General features: G+C 69.9%; 20 protein-coding genes. 10 read left to right on the top strand and 10 right to left on the bottom strand.

Annotated elements, in window-relative coordinates; all coding sequences use genetic code 11:
- Positions 1–121: 121 nt before the first annotated feature.
- Positions 122–661, top strand: coding sequence for a hypothetical protein (locus OG718_RS33740; protein WP_328845935.1), 540 nt, complete (start codon positions 122–124; stop codon positions 659–661).
- Positions 662–1,029: 368 nt separating this feature from the next.
- On the opposite strand, the gene OG718_RS33735 is transcribed toward OG718_RS33740, so the two are convergent.
- A complete protein-coding gene (locus OG718_RS33735; RefSeq protein WP_186001011.1) occupies positions 1,030–1,305 on the bottom strand; it encodes a DUF1876 domain-containing protein in 276 nt (91 codons plus the stop codon).
- 140 nt (positions 1,306–1,445) lie between these two features.
- Positions 1,446–2,117: a maleylpyruvate isomerase family mycothiol-dependent enzyme gene (locus OG718_RS33730; RefSeq protein WP_328845934.1), complete on the bottom strand. Its 672-nt coding sequence runs from the start codon at positions 2,115–2,117 to the stop codon at positions 1,446–1,448.
- A gap of 151 nt (positions 2,118–2,268) precedes the next feature.
- On the opposite strand from OG718_RS33730, the gene OG718_RS33725 reads away from it, so the two are divergent.
- From OG718_RS33725 to OG718_RS33705, 5 genes are all read left to right on the top strand, one after another.
- Positions 2,269–2,844, top strand: a complete 576-nt coding sequence (locus tag OG718_RS33725) for a SigE family RNA polymerase sigma factor (protein WP_260694852.1) — start codon at positions 2,269–2,271, stop codon at positions 2,842–2,844.
- Positions 2,841–3,362 (top strand): hypothetical protein, encoded by a 522-nt coding sequence (locus OG718_RS33720; RefSeq protein ID WP_143632575.1) that lies wholly within the window; start codon positions 2,841–2,843, stop codon positions 3,360–3,362. Before OG718_RS33725 ends, OG718_RS33720 begins: the two co-directional genes overlap by 4 nt.
- An 85-nt stretch (positions 3,363–3,447) precedes the next feature.
- The gene (locus OG718_RS33715; RefSeq protein ID WP_143632576.1) at positions 3,448–4,164 is read left to right on the top strand and encodes a hypothetical protein; all 717 of its coding nucleotides are present in this window, start codon (positions 3,448–3,450) and stop codon (positions 4,162–4,164) included.
- A 105-nt stretch (positions 4,165–4,269) separates the two neighbouring features.
- Entirely contained in the window at positions 4,270–5,064 is a 795-nt protein-coding gene (locus OG718_RS33710; RefSeq protein WP_328845933.1) for a rhamnogalacturonan acetylesterase, read from the top strand.
- A gap of 62 nt (positions 5,065–5,126) precedes the next feature.
- Positions 5,127–5,429 (top strand): hypothetical protein, encoded by a 303-nt coding sequence (locus tag OG718_RS33705; protein ID WP_143632579.1) that lies wholly within the window; start codon positions 5,127–5,129, stop codon positions 5,427–5,429.
- Between the two features lie 43 nt (positions 5,430–5,472).
- Here the strand turns inward: OG718_RS33705 and OG718_RS33700 are convergent, their stop codons facing one another.
- On the bottom strand, positions 5,473–6,426 hold the full coding sequence (locus OG718_RS33700) for a GlxA family transcriptional regulator (protein ID WP_328845932.1): 954 nt from the start codon (positions 6,424–6,426) through the stop codon (positions 5,473–5,475).
- A 229-nt stretch (positions 6,427–6,655) separates the two neighbouring features.
- Between OG718_RS33700 and OG718_RS33695 the strand changes: the two genes are divergently transcribed.
- Positions 6,656–7,192: a protease gene (locus tag OG718_RS33695; RefSeq protein ID WP_328845931.1), complete on the top strand. Its 537-nt coding sequence runs from the start codon at positions 6,656–6,658 to the stop codon at positions 7,190–7,192.
- Here the strand turns inward: OG718_RS33695 and OG718_RS33690 are convergent.
- Entirely contained in the window at positions 7,155–7,682 is a 528-nt protein-coding gene (locus OG718_RS33690; RefSeq protein ID WP_328845930.1) for a hypothetical protein, read from the bottom strand. The genes OG718_RS33695 and OG718_RS33690 overlap by 38 nt on opposite strands.
- Before the next feature lie 162 nt (positions 7,683–7,844).
- Here OG718_RS33690 and OG718_RS33685 point away from each other — a divergent pair, with 162 nt between their 5' ends.
- Complete coding sequence (locus OG718_RS33685) at positions 7,845–8,933, top strand: PucR family transcriptional regulator (protein WP_328845929.1); 1,089 nt, start codon at positions 7,845–7,847, stop codon at positions 8,931–8,933.
- A gap of 36 nt (positions 8,934–8,969) precedes the next feature.
- Here the strand turns inward: OG718_RS33685 and OG718_RS33680 are convergent, their stop codons facing one another.
- The 4 genes from OG718_RS33680 to OG718_RS33665 all read right to left on the bottom strand — a co-directional run bounded on the left by OG718_RS33680 (position 8,970) and on the right by OG718_RS33665 (position 14,050).
- Positions 8,970–10,592 (bottom strand): IS1182 family transposase, encoded by a 1,623-nt coding sequence (locus OG718_RS33680; RefSeq protein ID WP_328845928.1) that lies wholly within the window; start codon positions 10,590–10,592, stop codon positions 8,970–8,972.
- A gap of 353 nt (positions 10,593–10,945) precedes the next feature.
- Positions 10,946–12,118 (bottom strand): IS4 family transposase, encoded by a 1,173-nt coding sequence (locus tag OG718_RS33675; protein WP_328845927.1) that lies wholly within the window; start codon positions 12,116–12,118, stop codon positions 10,946–10,948.
- Positions 12,119–12,283: 165 nt separating this feature from the next.
- On the bottom strand, positions 12,284–13,318 hold the full coding sequence (locus tag OG718_RS33670) for an alpha/beta hydrolase (protein WP_306939812.1): 1,035 nt from the start codon (positions 13,316–13,318) through the stop codon (positions 12,284–12,286).
- 123 nt (positions 13,319–13,441) lie between these two features.
- A complete protein-coding gene (locus OG718_RS33665; protein ID WP_143632586.1) occupies positions 13,442–14,050 on the bottom strand; it encodes a TetR/AcrR family transcriptional regulator in 609 nt (202 codons plus the stop codon).
- A gap of 104 nt (positions 14,051–14,154) precedes the next feature.
- Between OG718_RS33665 and OG718_RS33660 the strand changes: the two genes are divergently transcribed.
- Positions 14,155–14,904, top strand: a complete 750-nt coding sequence (locus OG718_RS33660) for an SDR family NAD(P)-dependent oxidoreductase (protein ID WP_328845926.1) — start codon at positions 14,155–14,157, stop codon at positions 14,902–14,904.
- 14 nt (positions 14,905–14,918) lie between these two features.
- Here the strand turns inward: OG718_RS33660 and OG718_RS33655 are convergent, their stop codons facing one another.
- Complete coding sequence (locus tag OG718_RS33655) at positions 14,919–16,424, bottom strand: MFS transporter (RefSeq protein WP_143632588.1); 1,506 nt, start codon at positions 16,422–16,424, stop codon at positions 14,919–14,921.
- Positions 16,425–16,613: 189 nt separating this feature from the next.
- On the bottom strand, positions 16,614–17,975 hold the full coding sequence (locus OG718_RS33650) for a DUF445 domain-containing protein (RefSeq protein WP_186001012.1): 1,362 nt from the start codon (positions 17,973–17,975) through the stop codon (positions 16,614–16,616).
- Between the two features lie 221 nt (positions 17,976–18,196).
- On the opposite strand from OG718_RS33650, the gene OG718_RS33645 reads away from it, so the two are divergent.
- Positions 18,197–19,513 carry an SGNH/GDSL hydrolase family protein gene (locus OG718_RS33645; RefSeq protein ID WP_143632592.1) on the top strand — a complete coding sequence of 439 codons (1,317 nt, stop codon included), beginning with the start codon at positions 18,197–18,199 and terminating at the stop codon, positions 19,511–19,513.
- Positions 19,514–19,590: the final 77 nt, after the last annotated feature.

Genomic DNA, 19,590 nt, shown 5'->3' with positions numbered 1-19,590 from the left:
TGTATCCTGACGCGCGAAATCCCAGAGTCTGGGCGGACGGGTGCGGGTCCCCGCCCACTGGTGTCGCGGCCGGGTGCCTCGAACTGACCGGATGATGGCCGATAGGGATCCAGGGGTCGACGTGGGGTTTGCTGAGCAACTGGTCACGGTGGGCGCGGTCATGGCGGGTGCCGCGGGGTCGTACTTCACTACTCGGCTGACCGAGCGGGATCGGTTCGAGCGTGAACTCCGCGTCCGGTGGGACGCGCACCGCCTCGACTCCTACGTCGCCTACGTCGCGGCGGTCAAGCACGTCTATCGGTGTGCACAGCAGGTGTTCACCCCGCAATGGGACGACGGTGATCCGGCCGCTCGTGATCCTCTGCTGGTTGAGATGAGGTCGGCCGAGGGAGATCGGTCGCACGCCTTTGAGCAGGTGATGCTGCTGGGCGACACGGCGACCGTGCAAGCTGCCCACGAACTCAACAACCGGCTGTGGCAGCTGGAACGGCCGGCCCGGGGTGCCGAAGAGATCACCCAGGACATGTGGCAGGAGCGCGCCAACGAGTGGCTGGTCGCCCTCAACAACTTCCACGAGCATGCTCGGCAGAATCTCGGAATAGCCGGGGAATCCGCCCGGCGTGATGTGGTGCCGCAGGCTCGCGCGGACTCGGAGCAGTGACTCGCCGGTGTACGTCACTGCGTGGGCCGGCGGAGTTCTCATGACTTGGTCAAGCCAATGTCCGGGGGCGGGGGTGGTGTTGGTGAGCCTGGGCTTCGAAGGTGCCGTGGGGCCGCCCGCTTCTTGGCCAGTGTCGTGCATCCGTGGGCCGCGTAAAGGGCGGCCTTCGGCCGTCGCCTGCGGCGATTTCGCTGCGCTTCACCCTTGACTCGGCCCACTCCGGCACGGGTGAGAAGCGAGTGGGCGGCTGCGCATACCGGTGCCGCCGTCTGGACCGCGCCAACCGGGCACACGTATATCAACACCCCGCCCGTCTATCGCGAGTGAGCGAGCGAGCGGGTGAGGCGGCCTGCCCGTTGTCCTGCCGCTCAGGTCAGCGGGTGTGATGTCCTGCCCGAGGCCTCGTCTATTTCGTCGTGGGCCTTGGTCAGGAGTTTCATCGCCAGTTCGTTGAGGGCCCTGGCGCCGGCCACTTCCTCGCCCACCCTCGGCTGGTTGGAGTCGGAGGGGTGGCGGCTCGCGTAGCCGTGGGCCCGTACCTCGCTTCCGTCGGGGAGGCGTACGAGGGCGGCCGCACGGGTGCGGTTGTCGTCCTCGTCGAATTCCAGCTCTATGTGCCATCCGACAGCGGTCTTCATCGTCATCACGATCACCTCCGGAGCCGCTGTTTCCAGCTGCCTCCAGCTGTTCTCAGCCGCTTCCACCTTCCTCCAGGGTGCGCCTGCTCGGCTGCGATTGCACGATGTGCTCGCGAGACGAGCTCTCCCCATGGCACCTCCTCGCGTCACGCCGTCCCGCAGCGCCCTCGTAGGAGCTCGACGCCGTCGCCCTCCAGGTCGTCGCAGTACGCCGTACGTCCCGTCATCGCCATCACCAAGGCCAAGGTGCTGCCGGAGACCAGTGGTCCTGCGCCGGTCGTGAAGGGGCCGTCCGTCGCGGTGAGTCTCAGGCCGCCGATGCGTCCCTTGGCGAGGACCACGAGGTCCGAGCCCCGGTAGTACTCGGCCGCCCGCGTGACCGTCTCGATCGGGTGGTCGCGGACGATGCCCAGCGGGTGTCGGATGTCCTCTCCGTGCACGATCGTCTCGCCCAGCATCGCCAGGGTGGGGAGGGGAGGCTTGGTCGTGCTCGGGACCACTCGTCGGAATCTCTCCAGTGTCTCCGCCGGGGTGGCGCCCAACTGCTCGGCCAGCCTCATGGCCACCTGTTTGTCGAAGTCGAACCGGCAGCGGATCACACCCGCCAGCCAGCGTACGGAGTTGAGGCTCGCTGCCGCTGTGAGGTGCGCCAGCACCTCACGCACCGTCAGCTCGGTGCAGAGCGAGGGCGTTCTCCACTGTTCGTCGGTCAGGTCCGCGAGATCGGCCGCCAGCGCCGTTCGCTCGGCGCGGATCAGGGGCCAGACTCCGGTCGTCCCTCGGCTGCTGCGGGCTGCTCTCGGTTCCGGATCAGTCATGCGGGGGCGTCTCCTGTCACGGGGCGGGGTGCGGGCGTAGGCGTAGGCATGATCTCCGGCTTTCGAGCAGCCTGTGACCCAGGTCTCATCATCGCTGTGCAGCAGAAAACACGGGTTCCGCGTCGAGGGGGTGACAGGAAGGGAGGAGCGTGTGGATCTGGCAACCGAGTGGAAGCTGAGTGCCGGTCGCGGTGAGGCCGAGGCCGAGTCGGCGGAGATGGACTTTCAGCAGTTCGTCGCCGCCCGGTCGGCTCCGTTGTTCCGCGGCGCCCTCGTTCTGACCGGGAACCGCGAGACGGCGGAGGACCTGGTCCAGGAGACCCTGGAGCGGGTCTGCCGCAAGTGGCGCACGATCGCCGCCAAGGATGCCCCGGACGCCTACGTCCGGCGGATCATGGTGAACCTGGCCAACGACCGTTGGCGGAGGTTCCGTCGCACGGTTCCGCACCAGGACACCGGCGACATGGCGGCTCCGGGTGACGAGTACGGGCGTATAGACAGCAGGGACCAGTTGGTCCGCGCTCTTCAGGGTCTGCCGATGCGGATGCGTACGGTCGTGGTGCTGCGGTACTTCCACGATCTGTCCGACGCCGAGATCGCGGCCGACCTGCGCATCTCGCAGAGCACCGTACGGTCGCAGCTCGCTCGTGGCATGGAAAAGCTCAGAAGCCAGTTCCCCGCGCTCTCCGGCCCTTCACCACGGCAGCCCGAGGAGGGATCCCGATGACCTCGAACGATTCGCGGCCCTTCGGCTGCGCACACCCCACAGCCTTCGAAGAGGAACTGGTGAACGCCATGAACAACTTCGCGAACTCCGCCGACGCGCCCACCTTCGACGCGCCCGGCATCACCCGCAGGTCCCGTCGGAAGCGGGCCACGGCCATCGCCGGTATCTCGGCCGCCCTCATCGTGGCCGGCGGCGGTACCGCCCTCGCCTCCATCACCGGCGGTTCGGACTCGTCGAAGTCCGCTCCCGCGGCCGCCATCACCGCGGCGCCCGCCAAGGACGCCGCCACCCTGTTGTTCGCCCACAGCGCGGGCATGACCATCCCCATCGATCTCCTCGGCGCCGGCCTGGACGAGGCCAAGGGGCAGATCGCGAAGACCCAGACCAAGCTGGGCAAGGTCAACAAGGTGGACTGCGGCAAGTACGGCAAGCCGGGCACGGTCATCCAGGTCGACCCGCACAGCCCGAAGACCGTCGCCAACGGCGACACCGTCGATGTGACGCTCTGCGCCGGCTGATCCGAGGCCCCTGTTCGCGCCCCGCTCCTCCCGGTACCGGTGCCCGGAGGAGCGGGGCGCGGCACGCTCAGGGATGATCTGTCCCATGGGGCATGGGAAAGGGCACGGGGCGGACATGGACGACGCCCGGGCGTGGGACAAGCGGCTGGCATGGGCGTACGGACTGATCGCGAACGACTCGGCCGAACGGGCCGCCGCACTCGACCACTTGGCCTCCGCGCGGAGGAGGACCGAGGAGGCTCAGCATCGGTTCAACGAGACGTTGCGGATGTTGCAGGGGCAGGGGGTGATGTCCCCGTACGAGGATCCGGCCCTGCGGTCGGCCATGGAGGAGTACCTGTGGGCCCGAAGTCATTCGTTGCCCAGCGGTATGTGGGACAGAGGGCCCGGTGAGGATCTTTCCAAATGGCCCGGGCTGCCCTACGCGCTGCTCTTCCTGGAGTGGGAGGCCCGGTATCCGGAGGAGTGGACCCGGCACGCCAAGGCGTGGGGGACCAAGGAGGGGCTCATCCGGGATCTCGCCACCGACGCCGTCGGTCAGGATCCGGTGGCCCGGACCAAGCTGATCGACCTGGTGGAGATCGTCGTACGGCGTGCCTATCGCTGCAAGGATCGCGAGTACGTGCGCATCGCCCGGGTCGTCGACGGGGACCCGCTGCGGGTGCGGCTGGAGGGGGCCCGGCGTTCGGAGAACCCCTGGGCCCAGTTGCACGCCGGGTACGTACTGTGGATTCTGGACCGGCCCGAGGTGCCCAACAGCCGCCATGTCTGGCGGACTTGGCTGGCGGACTCGCGTCAGTAGGCCCGCGGCCGCGGCCCCGGCAACCTTTCCCCTCCCGGCTGCCACCACTCTCCGACAGTTCCTCAACTCCTGCGCAGGGATGGTCGGATGAGCCGCAATGTCAGTGTGAGCAGTCGTAGACGGTTCCTTGTGGGTACCGCGGGTGCGGTCGGGGGCGGGGCACTCGGGGTGCTGGGGCTGCCCGGTACCGCTGCCGCCGCCGCGGCGGCGACCGGCACCGTGTACGTCGCCAGTGACTCCACCGCCCAGACGTACAACTCCCGTTACTACCCCCAGGCCGGCTGGGGGCAGAAGCTGTCCTCGTTCCTCACCTCGAACATCACCGTCGCCAACCATGCGATCGGCGGGCGGAGTTCGCGGTCCTTCATCGAGCAGGGGCGGCTGGCCGCGATCCATCAGGTGATCAGGGCCGGTGACTACCTCTTCGTGCAGTTCGGGCACAACGATGCGACCGTGAACAATCCGGAGCGGTACACGTCGCCCGCCGACTACAAGGGGTACCTGCGCAACGACTACATCCGGGCGACCCGGGCGCGGGGCGCGACGCCCGTCGTCGTCACGCCGGTGTCGCGGCGCTCGTACAACACGTCGACCGGGAAGTTCAACGTCTCCTTCCCGGCGTACGTGGATGCCGCGAAGGCGGTCGCGCGGGAGGAGGGCGCCCCGCTGGTCGACCTCTCGGCGGCCAGCCGGGTCTACCTCGACGGGGTCGGGATCGAGGGTTCCAAGGGGATCTTCCTGTGGCTGGCCGCGGGGCAGTACCCGAACTTCCCGAACGGCGTCCAGGACAACACCCACTTCCAGGAGCGGGGCGCGGTCGAGATGGCCCGGCTGGTCGCCCGGGCGGTGGCGGGGCTGGGGCTGCCGATCTCGGGAGAGGTGCTGCCGGGCGCCCGGTAGGGGCGGGTTAGCCTCGGTCGACCGGCCGGAAGTCCGCCCGGAAGCAGCATCAGGAGGCAGTGATGGCGAAGGTACCGGCCGCGGCGGTGGCCGCGAGCGGGCTCATCGGTGGGTACGGGGTCGCTCGCTGGACGAAGAAGCGGCAGCTCGGCGGGGCCGTACTCGCCGTCGCCGGGGCCGCGGCCGCGCAGCAGTGGCGGCGGCAGGCCGGTGGGCGGGCTGCCGGGGCACTGACCGTCGCGTACGTCGCCGGGTTCGCCGGATCGCATCCGCTCGCCAAGAAGGTGGGCGCCTGGCCCGCGGTGTTCGGCGTGGCCGGGGCCGTGGCGCTGGCGTCCTGGGCGGTGGCCGACCGGCACGGCTGAGGTCGTATTCCTGCTGGGGGCCGTCCCCGGGGAGGGCCGGCCCCTAGCTCACCGGCGCTCCCCGGAACGCCCTCCGGTAGGCCTGCGGGCTCGTTCCCACCACCCGCTTGAAGCGGTCGCGGAAAGCCGTCGGTGAGCCGAACCCCGTCTGGACCGCGATCCGTTCGACCGGGTGGGTCGTGGTCTCCAGAAGGTGCTGGGCGCGGCGCACCCGCGCCAGGTGCAACCACTGCAGGGGCGTCGTGCCGGTCTGTTCGCGGAACCGGCGGTTGAGCGTACGGGCGCTCATGCCCGCCCGGGTCGCGATGTCGTCCAGGGTCAGATCGCGGTCGGAGTGCTCCTCCAGCCAGCTCAGCAGGGGTTCCATCGTCGTGCCCGCCGGTGCCGGCGGCTGGGCGTGGACGATGAACTGCGCCTGCCCGCCCTCCCGTTCGAGCGGCATGACGGACATCCGGGCCGCGTGCGCGGCGACGGCCGAGCCGTAGTCCAGGCGGATCATGTGCAGACACATGTCCATCGCCGCGGCGGCGCCGGCCGAGGTGAGGAACTGGCCGTTGTCGACGTAGAGGACGTTCGGGTCGACCGTCACCTTCGGGTACATGGCCGCCAGGTCCGCGGCCGCGATCCAGTGGGTCGTCGCCCGCTGCCCGTCCAGAAGACCGGTGGCGGCGAAGATGAACGCGCCGACGCAGATCGACGCGATACGCGTCCCGTTCGCGGCCGCCGCGCACAGTGCCTCGGCGACCCCCGGCGGCAGCGGCACGGTCGGGTCGGCGGTACCCGGCACGACGATCGTGTCGGCCTCGGCCAGCGCCTCAAGACCGTACGGCGCCCGTACGTTGAACGGCCCCGCGCTCACCTCCTCCGCCACCGAGCAGACCTTGACCCGGTAGGGCGCGCGGCCGTCCGGCAGCCGGGCCCAGTTGAACGTGTCGATCGGCGCGGCGAGATCGAACGGGATGACCTGGTCCAGTACCAGTACGGCCACTGTGTGCATGGCGAAATAGTAGGGGTGGCGCGGGTTCTGGCCAACAGGGGTGGTCTGGCGCCCGCCTAGGGTTCCGCGTGCCGCCAGTCTGCTGATTCGCCCGGTGACTGTCCGCCGAGAGCGTGCCGAGGGCCTGTCGACGGCCTGCGACTGATCCCTAAGGCTCTGGCGAGAATCCGTTGAACCCTGGCAATACCGCCACTTCCACAAGATCCGGTACGCCGCCTACCGTCCCCTCGTGACCAAGTTCTTCCTCGTTCTCCATGTCCTGGCCGCGATCGTCGCCGTCGGGCCCGTCACCGTGGCGGCCAGCATGTTCCCGCCCGGTGCCCGCCGCGCCCTCGCCGATCCGGGGGACCAGCGGGCGGCGGAGACGCTACGGCTGCTGCACCGGATCTGCCGGGTGTACGCGGGCCTCGGCATCGCCGTTCCCGTCCTCGGTTTCGCCACGGCCATGAGCATGGGCGTGCTCAGTGACGCCTGGCTGATCGCCTCGATGGCCCTGACCGGGATCGCGGCGGCGGTCCTGCTGGCGCTGGTGCTGCCGCGTCAAGAGGAACTCCTCGAAGCGGTGGAGGCGGCGGCCGGGGCGGACGTGACCGCCGGGGTCACCGGCACCACCGACGCGACCGGTGCTGGTGCCACGTCCACCGGCGTCGCCGCGAACCCCCGCGCCACCGTCCGGCTCGCCATGTTCACCGGCATCTTCAATCTGCTCTGGGCCACCGTCACGATCCTCATGATCGTCCGCCCGGGTTCCACGACGGGCGCCTGACGGCCGAGGAACCGCCGCCCGCTCCCGACGAGGAGTGGGCGAACACCAGCCCGTCCGTCGAGTCCCCCGTGTCCTTTCTGAACTGCCGGGCGACGGACGCGGCGACGAGTACCCCCGCCGCCATGACGAGCGTGGAGAACGCCCAGGTCAGAGGCCACATGGACGCGTCCGGCGGCTCGGGGTTCGTGCGGAACGAGAGGTACATGAGTGTCGCCGGGGGCGCGGCCACCAGGAGCAGGGGCCAGGCGAGGGCGTCCCGGTGGCCGAAGTACACGGCCAGGAGGAGCAGGGTCACGGCCAGGACCGCGACGCCGAGGACGGTCACCGGGGTCGTCTCGGTCGTCGAACCGGGTGACTCGGGGCGGTTGCGCAGATCCCAGGGCAGGCAGAGAAGGTACGCCGCCGAGGACAGGGCGGCACCCAGCAGGCGGGTCAGCCAGCGTTCCGTCCAGGGGCGCTTCGACAGCAGGCCCAGCAGCTTCTCGGTCATGGGAACGAGAGTTCCTCAGACGCACACAGGGCCGACAGAGTACGCGTACTCAGATCGCTGGGCCGTTCCTCCCAGGCGTACCGGGCGTACAGCCACCTACAGCCGTACAACGGGGCGCACGACCGACCCGTACGCCCCGCTCGCGGCCTAGACTCCCAGGTCATGAAGGGACTGCTGCTACGGCTGTCGGCCCTCGACGCGGATGCCGCGGCGGCGCTGCGGGTCATCGCGCACTTCGAGGCGCTGCTCGGGGCCGGGCGGATCGACGCCGAGTCGCTCGTGCGGTCCACGGCGGGGCTGGCCGAGTGTCCGGCGGGCCTCGAGGTGGGCGGACGTGTGGTGCGGTTCGGGCCGGCCGGGACCGTACCGGCGGGGCCTGTCGGCACGGTCTCCGGGAGCGCCGAGTTCCCGCCGGGCGGGCGGGTGTGGCTGGAGCGGACGGGGGCGCCGGGGCCCTTCGACGAGCTGGTGCTGGAGTGGATGGCCATCGCCGCGGGCGTCGTGCACGGCAGCCGTGAGCAGGACAGCGCACCCCATCAGGTGGCGGACCCGGCGCTGGTCGAGCGGGTGTTGTCGGAGCGCGAGGCCGTCGAGGACCGGGCGCGGGCGCTGCGCCTGCTGGGTCTGGTGCCCGAGCAGCCGCTGCGGGTGGTTGCCGTCGCCGGGGCTTCCTCGGTGGCCGTGCTCGGGCGGCGTGAACTGCGGCCCGGGGTGCGGGTCGCCGCGGTCGGTCCGCTCGCCGTGGCGTTGGCGCCGGGTGCCGAGTCAGCCGCCGAGGAGTTGCGGGCGTTCCTCCGCGAGCACGGCGCCGAGGGCGTACGGATCGGGGTCGGCGGCAGTGCTCCCGCCCTGGACGCAGGGGCCTCCTGGGCGCAGGCCCGGCTCGCGCTGCGGTTCGCCGTGGATGTGGCCGGGCTGCCCGACGAGGCCGTCGTGGACCACGACACCCTCGGGCCGGTGGCGCTGCTCGCCGACATCCCCGTCGACCGGCTGCGGGCCCAGCCCGACGTGCGCGCCCTGGCCGGACTCGCCGAGGGCAAGGGCGGCCCGGCGGCTCTGGCCGCCCTGACGGCGTTCCTGCGCACCGGCTCCCTGCGGCACGCCGCCGGCGACCTCCACCTTCACCACAGCTCGGTCGCCGCCCGCCTCGCAGGCGTGGAAACCGCGTTGGGCTACCGCCTGAGCAACTCCCAGGACCGCTTCCGAGCTCAACTGGCGTTGTACGCGCTGCGATTGGCGGACGAGGGCTAGGGGCAATGCCGTGACTCTGTTGGTGATCTTTAGTGGTCAGATGATCGTGAATCCTGCTGCGGTGCAGAGAGTCTGAAAGCGAGATGCGCGGCGGGTCGATGAGGTGGTGTCGTGCCAGTTGGCGAGGCGGCTGAGGTTGCAGGCCATGGCGGTCAAGACGTGCTGCACGTGAGTGCGAGTCAGACCTCGATAGCGGCTTCTGCGCAGGCCGTGAGCTCTTACGTTCTGAGAGAGGGTGGACTCGATGCCGGCGCGGATCGCGTACCGGCGTTGCCACTGTTCGGTCTGTTGGTCGAGCCGATTGCGCATCTGGATCTCGTGCAGTGCCTGCGGCAGGACTGCGATGGAGCGGGAGCCTGTGGCCGAGGAGGTGCACCGGGCACGGTCTGGGCAGGGCCGGCAGTCCCTCTCGGCGAACCGGGCCTGATGATAGGTGTGGCCGGAGATATGCAGCTCGGTCCAGGACACACTCGTCGCACCTCGCGGGCAGATCGCCTGCTCGTTGCCCCAGTCGATGGCGAAGGCCGTCTTGCCGAAGCCCGAATCCGCTTTGGCCTGGCGGCTGTTGTCCGCAAGAACCGGGCCGAGCAGCGTGATGCCGTGCACGTGCTCAGCCCGCTCGATCTGCGCGGGTGAAAGGTAAGCGGTGTCCACGACGTGCTCGGCCGGAGCCAGGCGACGGGTGGCGAGGTCGTCGTGGATCTTCTCGGTCAACTGCCCGTCCTGGACGGGAGCAATGGTGGTGGCCACATGCGTCACCAGGTGCGGCAGATCCTGATCACATGACTCGGTGACATGAACCCGGTACCCGCTCCACTGGACATCACGTTTGACGCAGTAGTGCGCGTCCGTGTCATACGGGGAGTCGAACCGCAGCGAGGCCGGCGGCAGAGCCGTGCCCTCCCGCCAGCGCAATTGCCCCTCACGATCCCAGTAGTACTGATGGACCCAGACCCGCCGCAAGATCTCCACCTGGCGCAGCATCCGCAGACGGCCTGGGGCGTCGGCCGCCCAGACCGCGGTGAGGAGTTTCTGCCCGTCCCGGCCGAACTCCTCGGCACGCTCGCGCACCGCTACCTTGCCGCCCGCAACTTTCCCGATCTCGACCTTCCGGCCGTACCGCTTGGCCCACTCCGGTTCGATCAGCGGCACCAGCCAGTTGGGATCGGCCTCGGTAATCTCCTCCAGCGCAGCCCGCACGCTCTCGCCCGCCAGCTCCAGCCGGCTCAACCGCCGCACCGCCGCCAGGACATGAGTGGCATCAGTACGCTGTCGGCCCCGCCCCTTGAGCAGCCCGGCCGCCACCAAGCGGTCCAGCATCAACTGCAGCAGCTGATCCGCCCGGCTGCCCTCGGCCAGCCGGGCCCGGAACTCACTGAGTACCGAGTGGTCGAAGCCCGGATCGTCCAGTTCAAGGCCGAGTCCGTACTTCCAGTCGATCCTCGTGCGCACCGCATCCGCCGCCGCCCGGTCCGAGAGGTTCTCCGCGAACTGCAGCACCGACACCAGCGCCAGCTGCCCCGGCGAGAAGCTTGGTCGGCCATCGGACGGATACAGATGAGTGAAGTCCTCGTCGGCGAACACCACATCGAGCCGGTCCCTCATCAGCATCACCGGCGTCCCCTTCGGACACGCCGCCCACGCCGTGCGGACCGTCATCGGAGGAATCCGCTGGAAACTTGCCGGACGCATCGACACCGTCCACCGCCCCAAACCGAGGCCGCCCCGCCTCCGACCAGCCAACCACCACCAGCGTCCGCCGTCACCACCCCGTCAAGATCACCAACAGAGTCATGCCGTTGCTTTACGTGGTTGAGGGTTGGGGTCGTTGGATGCGGACTGCTCGGGCGCCGGTGCGGGTGGGTTGGGGCCAGGTGTGGTGTCCGGCCCGTTTCAGCAGGTAGTTGGACATCTTGCGTTTGACGACGCGGGGCTGACTACGCAAGCGTCTGCGTGGCAGGAGGCGTTCGAGCAGGTCGTGCTGAAGCAGGACAAGGGCTCTGACCAGCAGCTCAGGGGGAAAAGCTGCCCGGCGTGACGGTCACGCTGCGCCGGGCGGAGCGCAGGGTTTCGGTGAAGGAGACCCGGTCCGGGTCCAGGCCCCGGGTGGCCGCGGTTCTCACCATCAGCTCACGCAGCGCATGATGGACCAGCAGGTGGGCCCAGATCTGCTGCAGGACACCGTCGGGCGTCTTGCTGGTGAGCACGACGCGGGCTCCGCGTTGATGGGTCTTGAGCTCGGCGAAGACAGCCTCCACCTCCCAGCGTTCCTGATAGAGCGCAGCCAGCTGGCGGGCCGGATAGCGACGGGCATCGAGCAGCGTGGTCACCAGCCGGTAGTCCTCGTCTTCGCGGCCGGTGCCGTGCAACTGGTAAGCCACCACCCGCACCGGGACCGGATCACGGTGCGCCCGGTCGGTGGTGGCGTGGATGCGCGAGAGCCACGATCCGTCCCGCAGCATCCGCTCCACGGGCAGGATCCGGTTGGCGGGCACCCGCCACAACAGATCGGCACCGCTGTCGGTGAAGGCTCTCCACATGGGCACGCCGAGGAACTCCCGGTCTGCAAGGACCAGTTCGCCGGGCCCGCAGGAGCGTGGCAGGCGGCTGACCAGGGTCACTTCGCCGGTGCGACAGCCGGCCAGCTCCGCATCCAGCACGAGATGGGTGCCCACCTCGATCAGGCATGCCATCCGCACCTGGGGAAAGCCGGACTTGTCGTGGCCGCGGCTGTTTCCGGGACGGCCGAACGCGGCCTCATTCGCCGCACTGTCGGCCACGTCCCAGCAAGTGCCGTCCACCGCCAGCAGCCGCATCCCTCGCCAGAAGCAACCCGGAGTGGCCTCGGTGCCCATCGGCTTCGCGGTCGTGGCAAACAGCACCCGCAACGGCTCCGATCCCAGGCGCTGGCGGGCCCGAAACAGTGACGACTTCGCAGGGATGCGCCACTCGCCCAAGAGCCCCTGGCTCCGCAGGCCCTCGACCAGGTGCCGCATCACCTCCAGATACGGAGCCGGCGAGAACAGGGCAAGGGCGAGCACGAAATACACCACCAGCCGGGCCGGCAGCAGACGTCTACGATGCTCCGCACGACCACAGGCAGCCACCACACGATCCACCAACCCAGGCCGATACACCCAGGTCAGCAGCCCCAGCCCCGATAACTCGCCGACATCCGCAGACACCCGCACCACCCCCGGGAAGCACTACGCAGCAGCGTACGCCCGCAACTAAAACAACGGCATTGGGGCTAGGGGGTGCCGCGCGCCGCGTCAGAGCCACGGCGACACCGGCGCTTTTAGGGGGCGCGGGGAACTGCGCGACCAGCCACAACGCACCCGCACCCGCACCTACCGAAGTGCCTTTCGAAGCACCGCGACCGCCTCTGCCGCATCCCTCTGGGAGACCTCCGCATACGCGACCATCGCCGAGCCGTGGAACGTACCCGGGAACAGATGCAGCTCCACACTCACCCCGGCCGCGAGCAGCGCACGGGCGTAGTCGATGCCCTCGTCCCGCAGGGGGTCGAACTCCATCACCGAGATGTAGGCGGGCGGCAGTCCCGCGAGCTGCTCGGCGGTGGCCCGGGCGGGAGCCGCGTAGATCGGGACGTCGGGGCTGCCCGGGACGCCGCTGCCGAGGTAGGCGTCCCAGCTGATGATCGCGTTGGGCCGGTTCCACAGGGGCGTGTCGGTGAAGTCCCGCATGCTGGGCGTGTCGAGGCGGTCGTCGAGTTCGGGGATGCCGAGGTACTGGAAGACGATCGCGGGGCCGCCCCGGTCCCGGGCGAGCAGTGCGAGACCGGCCGCGAGACCGCCGCCCGCGCTGGCGCCGAAGAGGGCGACCCTGGTGGGGTCGACACCGAGTTCGGCGGCGTTCTTGGTGATGTGGACGAGTCCGGCGTACGCGTCTTCGAGGCCCGCCGGGTACGGGTGCTCGGGGGCGAGCCGGTACTCCACGGAGAAGACGGCGGCGCCCAGTTCCCGCGCGAGCGCCACGTTGATGCCGTGGTCGAATTCGACGTTACCCAGCATGAAGCCGCCGCCGTGGATGTCGTAGACCACCGGGAGCGGGCCCTCGGCGCCCTGCGGGCGGTAGCCGCGCAGGACGACGTCCGGGGCACCCTCCGGTCCGGGCGCCACCACGTCGAAGACGTCCACACCGGTGGCGTCCACGTCCGCGAGGGCCGCCGCGATACCGACGAGCATCTCGGCGCGGGCGCCTTCGAGGTCCGAGGTGTCGGCCCTGGGCAGCATGGGCACGACCGCGGCAAGCTCCGGGTCCAGCGGGTAGGTCGTCATCTCGTCCTCCGATTCGACGCGCGGTCCCGTCGTCGTCGCGGCTCTGCGTCGTACGTCGCTGCGTCGTTCCGGAAACGGTGACACGGCGCATCCTCGCAGGTCACCCGACGGGCGTCGGGGAATCCGGGAGGGCGACCCGACAGCCGTACGGGTCGGCGCCGGCGGGCCGGTTCGCGAAGGCCCGCGGGCCGGTTTCGCGAAGGGCCGTCAGGCGGACGGCCAGCTTTGCAGTGCCATGTCGGCCACCAGTTGCAGGTCGTCGCGGGTGACACCGCCCGCGGCCTGGACGGCGATGCCGTTCGCCACGGTCATGAGGTAGCGGGCGAGCGCTCCGGGGTCGGCGTCGCGGGGCAGGTCGCCTTCGTCGACGGCCCGCCGGAACCGGTCGCGGAGGAGGGAGACGTGCTCGTTGCGCCAGACGACGAGGGCGTCACGGGCGCTGCGCCCCGGGTCGCCGACGGCGAGGGCGCCCTGGACACCGAGGCATCCGGTGGGGCAGCCGGGACGGGTGGTGGCCCGGACGGAGCCGTTCAGGAACGCGGTGGCCACCTGCCGTGCCGTCGGCTCCCGCATGGCCCGGGCCCCGTACGAGGCGGGGCCCTCGGTGTAGCGCTCCAGGGCCTTGCGGAACAGGTCCTCCTTGTTGCCGAAGGCCGCGTACATGCTGGTACGGGTGATGCCCATGGCGCTGGTCAGGTCGGTGAGGCTGGCTCCGTCGTAGCCCTGTTCCCAGAAGACCCGCATGGCGTGTTCAAGGGCCTCGTCGGTGTCGAAGCCTCTCGGCCGGCCGATCTGTGCCTTCTGTCGCGTCGCCATGCGGCCAACCATACCTCTTCCGTACCGGTCGGTGCAGATGTGCTACGTTCTCGTTCAGCGCCATTCAGTACCGATCAGTACCGAAATTCGCGGAGGTAGTTTCCATGGGACAGCTCGAAGGCAAGACCGCCGTCGTCACCGGCGGCAGCACCGGGATCGGCCTGGCCACCGCCGTCCGGCTGGCGGGCGAGGGCGCACACGTGTTCATCACCGGCCGGCGCAAGGCCGAGCTGGACAGGGCCGTGGAGGCCATCGGCCCGGCAAGGGCCACCGCGGTGGCAGGTGACATCTCCGACCTGGCGGACCTGGACCGCCTGTACGACGCGGTCCGCGCCCGGGGCCGGGGCCTGGACGTGGTCTTCGCGAACGCCGCCGCCGCGTCGTTCGCGACACTGGAGGAGATCACCGAGGAGCACTTCGACCAGACCTTCGGCGTCAACGTGCGGGGCACGCTGTTCACGGTGCAGAAGGCGCTGCCGCTGCTCAACGACGGCGCGTCGGTGATCCTCAACTCGTCGGTGCGCGCCGATGACGGTGTCGCGTCGTTCGGCACCTATGCGGCCTCCAAGGCGGCGATCCGGTCCTTCGCCCGGACCTGGGCCAACGAGCTCAAGGACCGGAACGTACGGGTCAACGCGGTCTCCCCGGGCACGATCGACACTCCTGGACTCGATGCCGTGGTCGATACGCCGGACACGCCCGTCACCAAGTCGCAGTTCGCCGCGGGTGTCCCACTCGGCCGGATCGGGCGCGCGGACGAGGTCGCCGACGTGGTGGCGTTCCTCGCCTCCGGGCAGAGCAGCTTCATCCTCGGAGCCAACCTGTACGTCGACGGCGGCGAGAACCAGGTCTGACCCGCGCTGTCCGCCTACGCCGTCGCCCCGGAAGGCGCAGGCCCGGAAGGCTTCGACCCCGGAGACGGCGAAACCGCCTCCGACAACGGCCTGGCGATGTCCTCCAGCGAGCGCCGTTCCGCCCGTACCGCGAGGGCCGCCGCGACCAGCCCCGCCGCGCACATCAGCCCGGCACCGATCTGGAAGGCGAGCACCGTGTCGCCGACCACGCCCGTGCTGGTCAGGTCGGCGAAGAGCAGCGGCCCGCTGATGCCGCCGGCCGCGGTGCCGATGGCGTAGAAGAAGGCGATGGCCATTGCGCGGGTCTCCATCGGGAAGATCTCGGAGACCGTGAGGTACGCGCTGCTGGCGCCCGCGGAGGCGAAGAACAGGACCACGCACCAGCAGGCGGTCATCGTCGTCGCGCTCAGCGAGCCCCGGTCGAAGAGCCAGGCGGTGGCGAAGAGCAGGATGCCGGAGAGCAGATAGGTGGACGAGATCATGATCCGGCGGCCCACGGTGTCGAAGAGCTTGCCGAGCAGCAGCGGGCCGAGGAAGTTGCCGGCCGCGATGACGGCGAAGTAGTAGCCGGTCGAGGAGGTCGGCACGTCGAAGAACGTGGTGAGGATCGCGCCGAAGCCGAAGGTGATCGCGTTGTAGAGGAACGCCTGCCCGATGAAGAGGGAGAGGCCGAGCACGGCGCGTTTGCGGTACGTCGAGAAGACCGTGCGCCCGATGGTGAGGAACCCGATGCTCTTGCGCTGGTGGATGGTGATCTCGCCCGCGGGCGGCGGGAGTTCGCGTCCGGTCTCCTCCTCGATCTGCCGCTCGACGGAGGCGACGAGGCGTTCGGCCTCCTCTCCCCTGCCGTGGATGAACAGCCACCTGGGACTCTCAGGGACGTTGCGGCGTACGAGCAGGATCACCAGGCCGAGGACGACGCCGAGGAGGAAGGTGAGCCGCCAGCCGACGTTGATCGCGAACAGGTCCGTGTTCAGCGCGACGATCGACAGGAGCGAGCCGCCGATCGCACCGAGCCAGAAGCTGCCGTTGATGATCAGGTCGACGCGGCCGCGGTAGTGGGAGGGGATCAGCTCGTCGATCGCCGAGTTGATGGCCGCGTACTCGCCGCCGATGCCGAAGCCGGTCAGGAAGCGGAAGAGGAAGAACCACCAGGTGGAGAAGGAGAACGCCGTCATCGCGGTGGCCGCGAGATAGACGGCGAGGGTGATCATGAACAGCTTTTTACGGCCGAAGACGTCCGTCAGCCGCCCGAAGAACAGCGCTCCCGAGCAGGCCCCGGCCACGTAGAGCGCGGCCGCGATACCGGTGACCTGGGCGGCCGAGATGGGCAGCCCGCTGCCGGACTCGGAGAGCCGGCCGGCGATGTTGCCGACGACGGTGACCTCCAGGCCGTCGAGGATCCACACGGTGCCGAGCCCGATGACGATGGTCCAGTGCCAGCGCGACCACGGCAGCCGGTCCAGCCGGGCGGGGACGGCAGTGGTGACAGTGCCGGTATCGGCGTGGGTGACGGCCATGGCGCCCTCCTCAGACTCCGGAACACGTCCCCGAGTCCCCAGATCCGCGCCCCTCTCACCTGCCGCCTTTCACGCTGCCCTGCGGGGGCTACGCCCCTTTTAGGGGCGCGGGGAACTGCGCGACAAGCCACATCCGACCCGCAGATACGACACAACCTGCGGGAGCGGGCAATCCCCCCGAGGGTGAGGTCACGCCCCTAGCGCCCGCGACACCGCAAAAATCAGAAGGCCCGCCAGCGAGCCAACCACCGTGCCGTTGATCCGGATGAACTGCAGGTCACGCCCGATATGCGCCTCGATCTTCTTCGAGGTGTGCTCGGCGTCCCAGCCCGCGACCGTGTCCGTGATGAGCGAGGTGATCTCGTCCCGGTACGTCGTGACGACGTACACCGCGGCCCCCTCGACCCAGCCGTCGACCTTGGCCTGGAGCTTCGCGTCGGTGGCCATGCGCGCACCGAGCGAGAGCAGCGAGGCACGCACACGCAGCCGCAGTTCACTGCGCTCGTCCTCCGCCGCGGACACGATCATCTGCCGTACGGAGGACCAGGCGGACGCGATCAGGTCCTGGACCTCGCCGCGGCCGAGGACCTCCCGCTTGAGGTTCTCCACCCGGGCGCGGGTGTCGGTGTCGGACTGGAGGTCGGAGGCGAAGTCGGTGAGGAACCGGTCGAGCGCGCCGCGGGCGGGGTGGGCGGGCATGTCGCGCATCTCGGTGACGAAGCGCAGCAGTTCCTTGTAGACGCGCTCGCCGACCCGCTTGTCGACGAACCGCGGGGTCCAGCCGGGAGCGCCGCCCTGCACGGCGTCCATCACCTGGTCGTTGTGGAGGACCAGCCAGTCGTGGGCTCGTACGCAGATCAGGTCGACCACCCGCCGGTGGCCGCCGTCCGCGACGACCTTCTCCAGCATCTTCCCTATGCCGGGGGCGATCTCCTGGGCGTCGGCCCGCCGGTTGATGGCCTCGCCGACGACGGCCTGCACGTCCGAGTCGCGCAGCACGGCGAGGGCGCCGCGCAGGGCGGTGGCCAGCTCCGCGGTCACCCGGTCGGCGTGCTCCGGATGGGCCAGCCAGGCGCCGAGGCGGCTGCCGATGCCGACCGCGCGCAGCCGCTGCCGTACGACGTCCCGCGAGAGGAAGTTCTCTCCGACGAACTCGCCCAGGGAGACGCCGAGCTGGTCCTTCTTGGTGGGGATGATCGCGGTGTGCGGGATGGGGATGCCGAGGGGGTGCCGGAACAGCGCGGTGACGGCGAACCAGTCGGCGAGCGCGCCGACCATGCCGGCCTCGGCGGCGGCCGCGACATAGCCCGTCCAGGCGCCCGCGCCGGAGTTCCCGGCCCACTTGGCCAGTACGTAGACGACGGCGACGAACAACAGCAGGCCCGTCGCCGTGAGTTTCATCCGGCGCACCCCGCGGAACTTCTCCTCGTCCGCGGGGCTGAACGAGTTCATCGCGCGCCCGGGCACCGTGCGGTTCGCCACACCGCCGGGCCGGGCATGCTGCCCTTCGGGCCCTGCCTCATCCGTTTGATCCGCTTTCGTGCTTTCCATCCGCTCCACCCGTTCCCTGTCCCCCACACCCATTGTCCCAACCTGACCGACTACTGGAACGGAACAGGAGTTCCCGGCGTCTTGCCGGGCGGGGCCAGAAAAATCGGATACGGGCGGCGGGGGCAATGGGGGCCCTGTCTGCTTCCCCCCACGCCATGCCTCATCATGGGGTCATCACATCGGAGCCTCGGGCTCCCACTGCCCGAGGAGACTTGCACCGCATGACCAAGCGTCACGGTTATGCCTTGCTGGCCGCGATCGTCGCCGTAGTCGTGGTCATCTCAGCCGCCATATACGTCGGGGTCGCAGCCGACGACGGCGAGGAGAAGCCGCTCGTGGGCGGCGGTACGCCACACAACTCGGCGGCCCCCGCGTCCGTCGGCACCTGGGTCGGCGCCTGGTCGGCGTCCCCGTCCGGAGCGGAGCCCGGCACCGAGGCCAACGGAATGGCGGGCCGTTCGGTACGCAACGTGGTGCATGTCGGCATCGGCGGCACCGCGGCCCGGATCACCCTGTCCAACCTCTACGGACAGCAGCCGCTCAGCATCACGCACGCCTCGGTCGCCGTCGCGGCCGCCGCGAACAACCCCGCCGCCGCTGCCGGCAGCATGCGCCGCCTCACCTTCCGCGGCAGCCCGTCGGTGGTCGTGCCGGCCGGGCAGCAGGTGGTCAGCGACGCCGTACGCCTGCTCGTCCCGCACGACACGGACGTGCTGGTGACGACGTACTCGCCGACCCCGTCGGGGCCCGTCACCATCCACCCGCAGGCACGGCAGATCTCGTACACCGCCGAGGGTGACCTCACGGAGGACGTGACCGGCACCGCGTACACCGGGCAGACGCCGTACTGGCGCTATGTGACCGCGCTGGACGTGCTGAGCAACGAGTCCGACGGCACGGTCGTCGTCATCGGCGACTCGCTCACCGACGGCTCGACCTCGTCCGTGGGCCAGAACCGGCGCTGGACGGACGTCCTCGCCGACCGGCTGCGCGACAACTCGGACGGGCCCCGCTACAGCGTCGTCAACCAGGGCATCAGCGGAAACCGTGTCCTCGGCAGCGGCCTCGGCCGGCCCGCCGAGAACCCGAGCGGTCTGATCCGCTTCAACCGTGACGTGCTCGGCCGTACGAACGTCAGGGCGGTCGTGGTCGCCCTCGGCGTCAACGACATCCTCCGTACGCCCCAGCAGACCGACGCGAACAAGATCACCGCCGGGCTGCGGGAACTGAAGCGCCTGGCCCACGCCCGCGGCCTGCGGGTCGTCGGGGCCACGCTCATGCCCTTCCAGGGCCACCGCGGCTACCGCCCGCACCTGGAGGACACCCGTCAGGCCGTCAACGCCCAGATCCGCGCCGGCAAGGTCTACGACGCCTACGTCGACTTCGACAAGGCACTCCGCGACCCCTACAACCCCCGCCGCCTCCGCTCCGACTACGACTCGGGCGACCACCTCCACCCCAGCGACAAGGGCTACAAGCGCATGGCGGAGGTCTTCGACCTGAACGACCTGAAGGGCTCGGTCCCGGCCGAGCTGTGACGGGGCTGCGCCCCTCCAGGGGCGCGGAGAACCGCGCGACAGGCCACATCCGGCCCGCGCTGCACGGCACTACCTGC

Source organism: Streptomyces sp. NBC_00258 (assembly GCF_036182465.1).
In the GTDB taxonomy this organism is placed as follows: domain Bacteria; phylum Actinomycetota; class Actinomycetes; order Streptomycetales; family Streptomycetaceae; genus Streptomyces.
Note: the sequence above shows the minus strand (reverse complement) of the source record. Positions and strands in the feature narration are given on the sequence as shown.

What these genes read in the sequence shown, in the direction of transcription:
- OG718_RS33720 (WP_143632575.1), top strand. Translation starts at nt 2,841, where the DNA reads ATGACCTCGAACGATTCGCGGCCCTTCGGCTGCGCACACCCCACAGCC.
- OG718_RS33660 (WP_328845926.1), top strand. Translation starts at nt 14,155, where the DNA reads ATGGGACAGCTCGAAGGCAAGACCGCCGTCGTCACCGGCGGCAGCACC.
- OG718_RS33685 (WP_328845929.1), top strand. Translation starts at nt 7,845, where the DNA reads ATGAAGGGACTGCTGCTACGGCTGTCGGCCCTCGACGCGGATGCCGCG.
- OG718_RS33700 (WP_328845932.1), bottom strand. Translation starts at nt 6,426, where the DNA reads ATGCACACAGTGGCCGTACTGGTACTGGACCAGGTCATCCCGTTCGAT.
- OG718_RS33645 (WP_143632592.1), top strand. Translation starts at nt 18,197, where the DNA reads ATGACCAAGCGTCACGGTTATGCCTTGCTGGCCGCGATCGTCGCCGTA.
- OG718_RS33665 (WP_143632586.1), bottom strand. Translation starts at nt 14,050, where the DNA reads ATGGCGACGCGACAGAAGGCACAGATCGGCCGGCCGAGAGGCTTCGAC.
- OG718_RS33730 (WP_328845934.1), bottom strand. Translation starts at nt 2,117, where the DNA reads ATGACTGATCCGGAACCGAGAGCAGCCCGCAGCAGCCGAGGGACGACC.
- OG718_RS33735 (WP_186001011.1), bottom strand. Translation starts at nt 1,305, where the DNA reads ATGACGATGAAGACCGCTGTCGGATGGCACATAGAGCTGGAATTCGAC.
- OG718_RS33650 (WP_186001012.1), bottom strand. Translation starts at nt 17,975, where the DNA reads ATGGAAAGCACGAAAGCGGATCAAACGGATGAGGCAGGGCCCGAAGGG.
- OG718_RS33690 (WP_328845930.1), bottom strand. Translation starts at nt 7,682, where the DNA reads ATGACCGAGAAGCTGCTGGGCCTGCTGTCGAAGCGCCCCTGGACGGAA.
- OG718_RS33715 (WP_143632576.1), top strand. Translation starts at nt 3,448, where the DNA reads ATGGGGCATGGGAAAGGGCACGGGGCGGACATGGACGACGCCCGGGCG.
- OG718_RS33705 (WP_143632579.1), top strand. Translation starts at nt 5,127, where the DNA reads ATGGCGAAGGTACCGGCCGCGGCGGTGGCCGCGAGCGGGCTCATCGGT.
- OG718_RS33680 (WP_328845928.1), bottom strand. Translation starts at nt 10,592, where the DNA reads ATGACGGTCCGCACGGCGTGGGCGGCGTGTCCGAAGGGGACGCCGGTG.
- OG718_RS33655 (WP_143632588.1), bottom strand. Translation starts at nt 16,424, where the DNA reads ATGGCCGTCACCCACGCCGATACCGGCACTGTCACCACTGCCGTCCCC.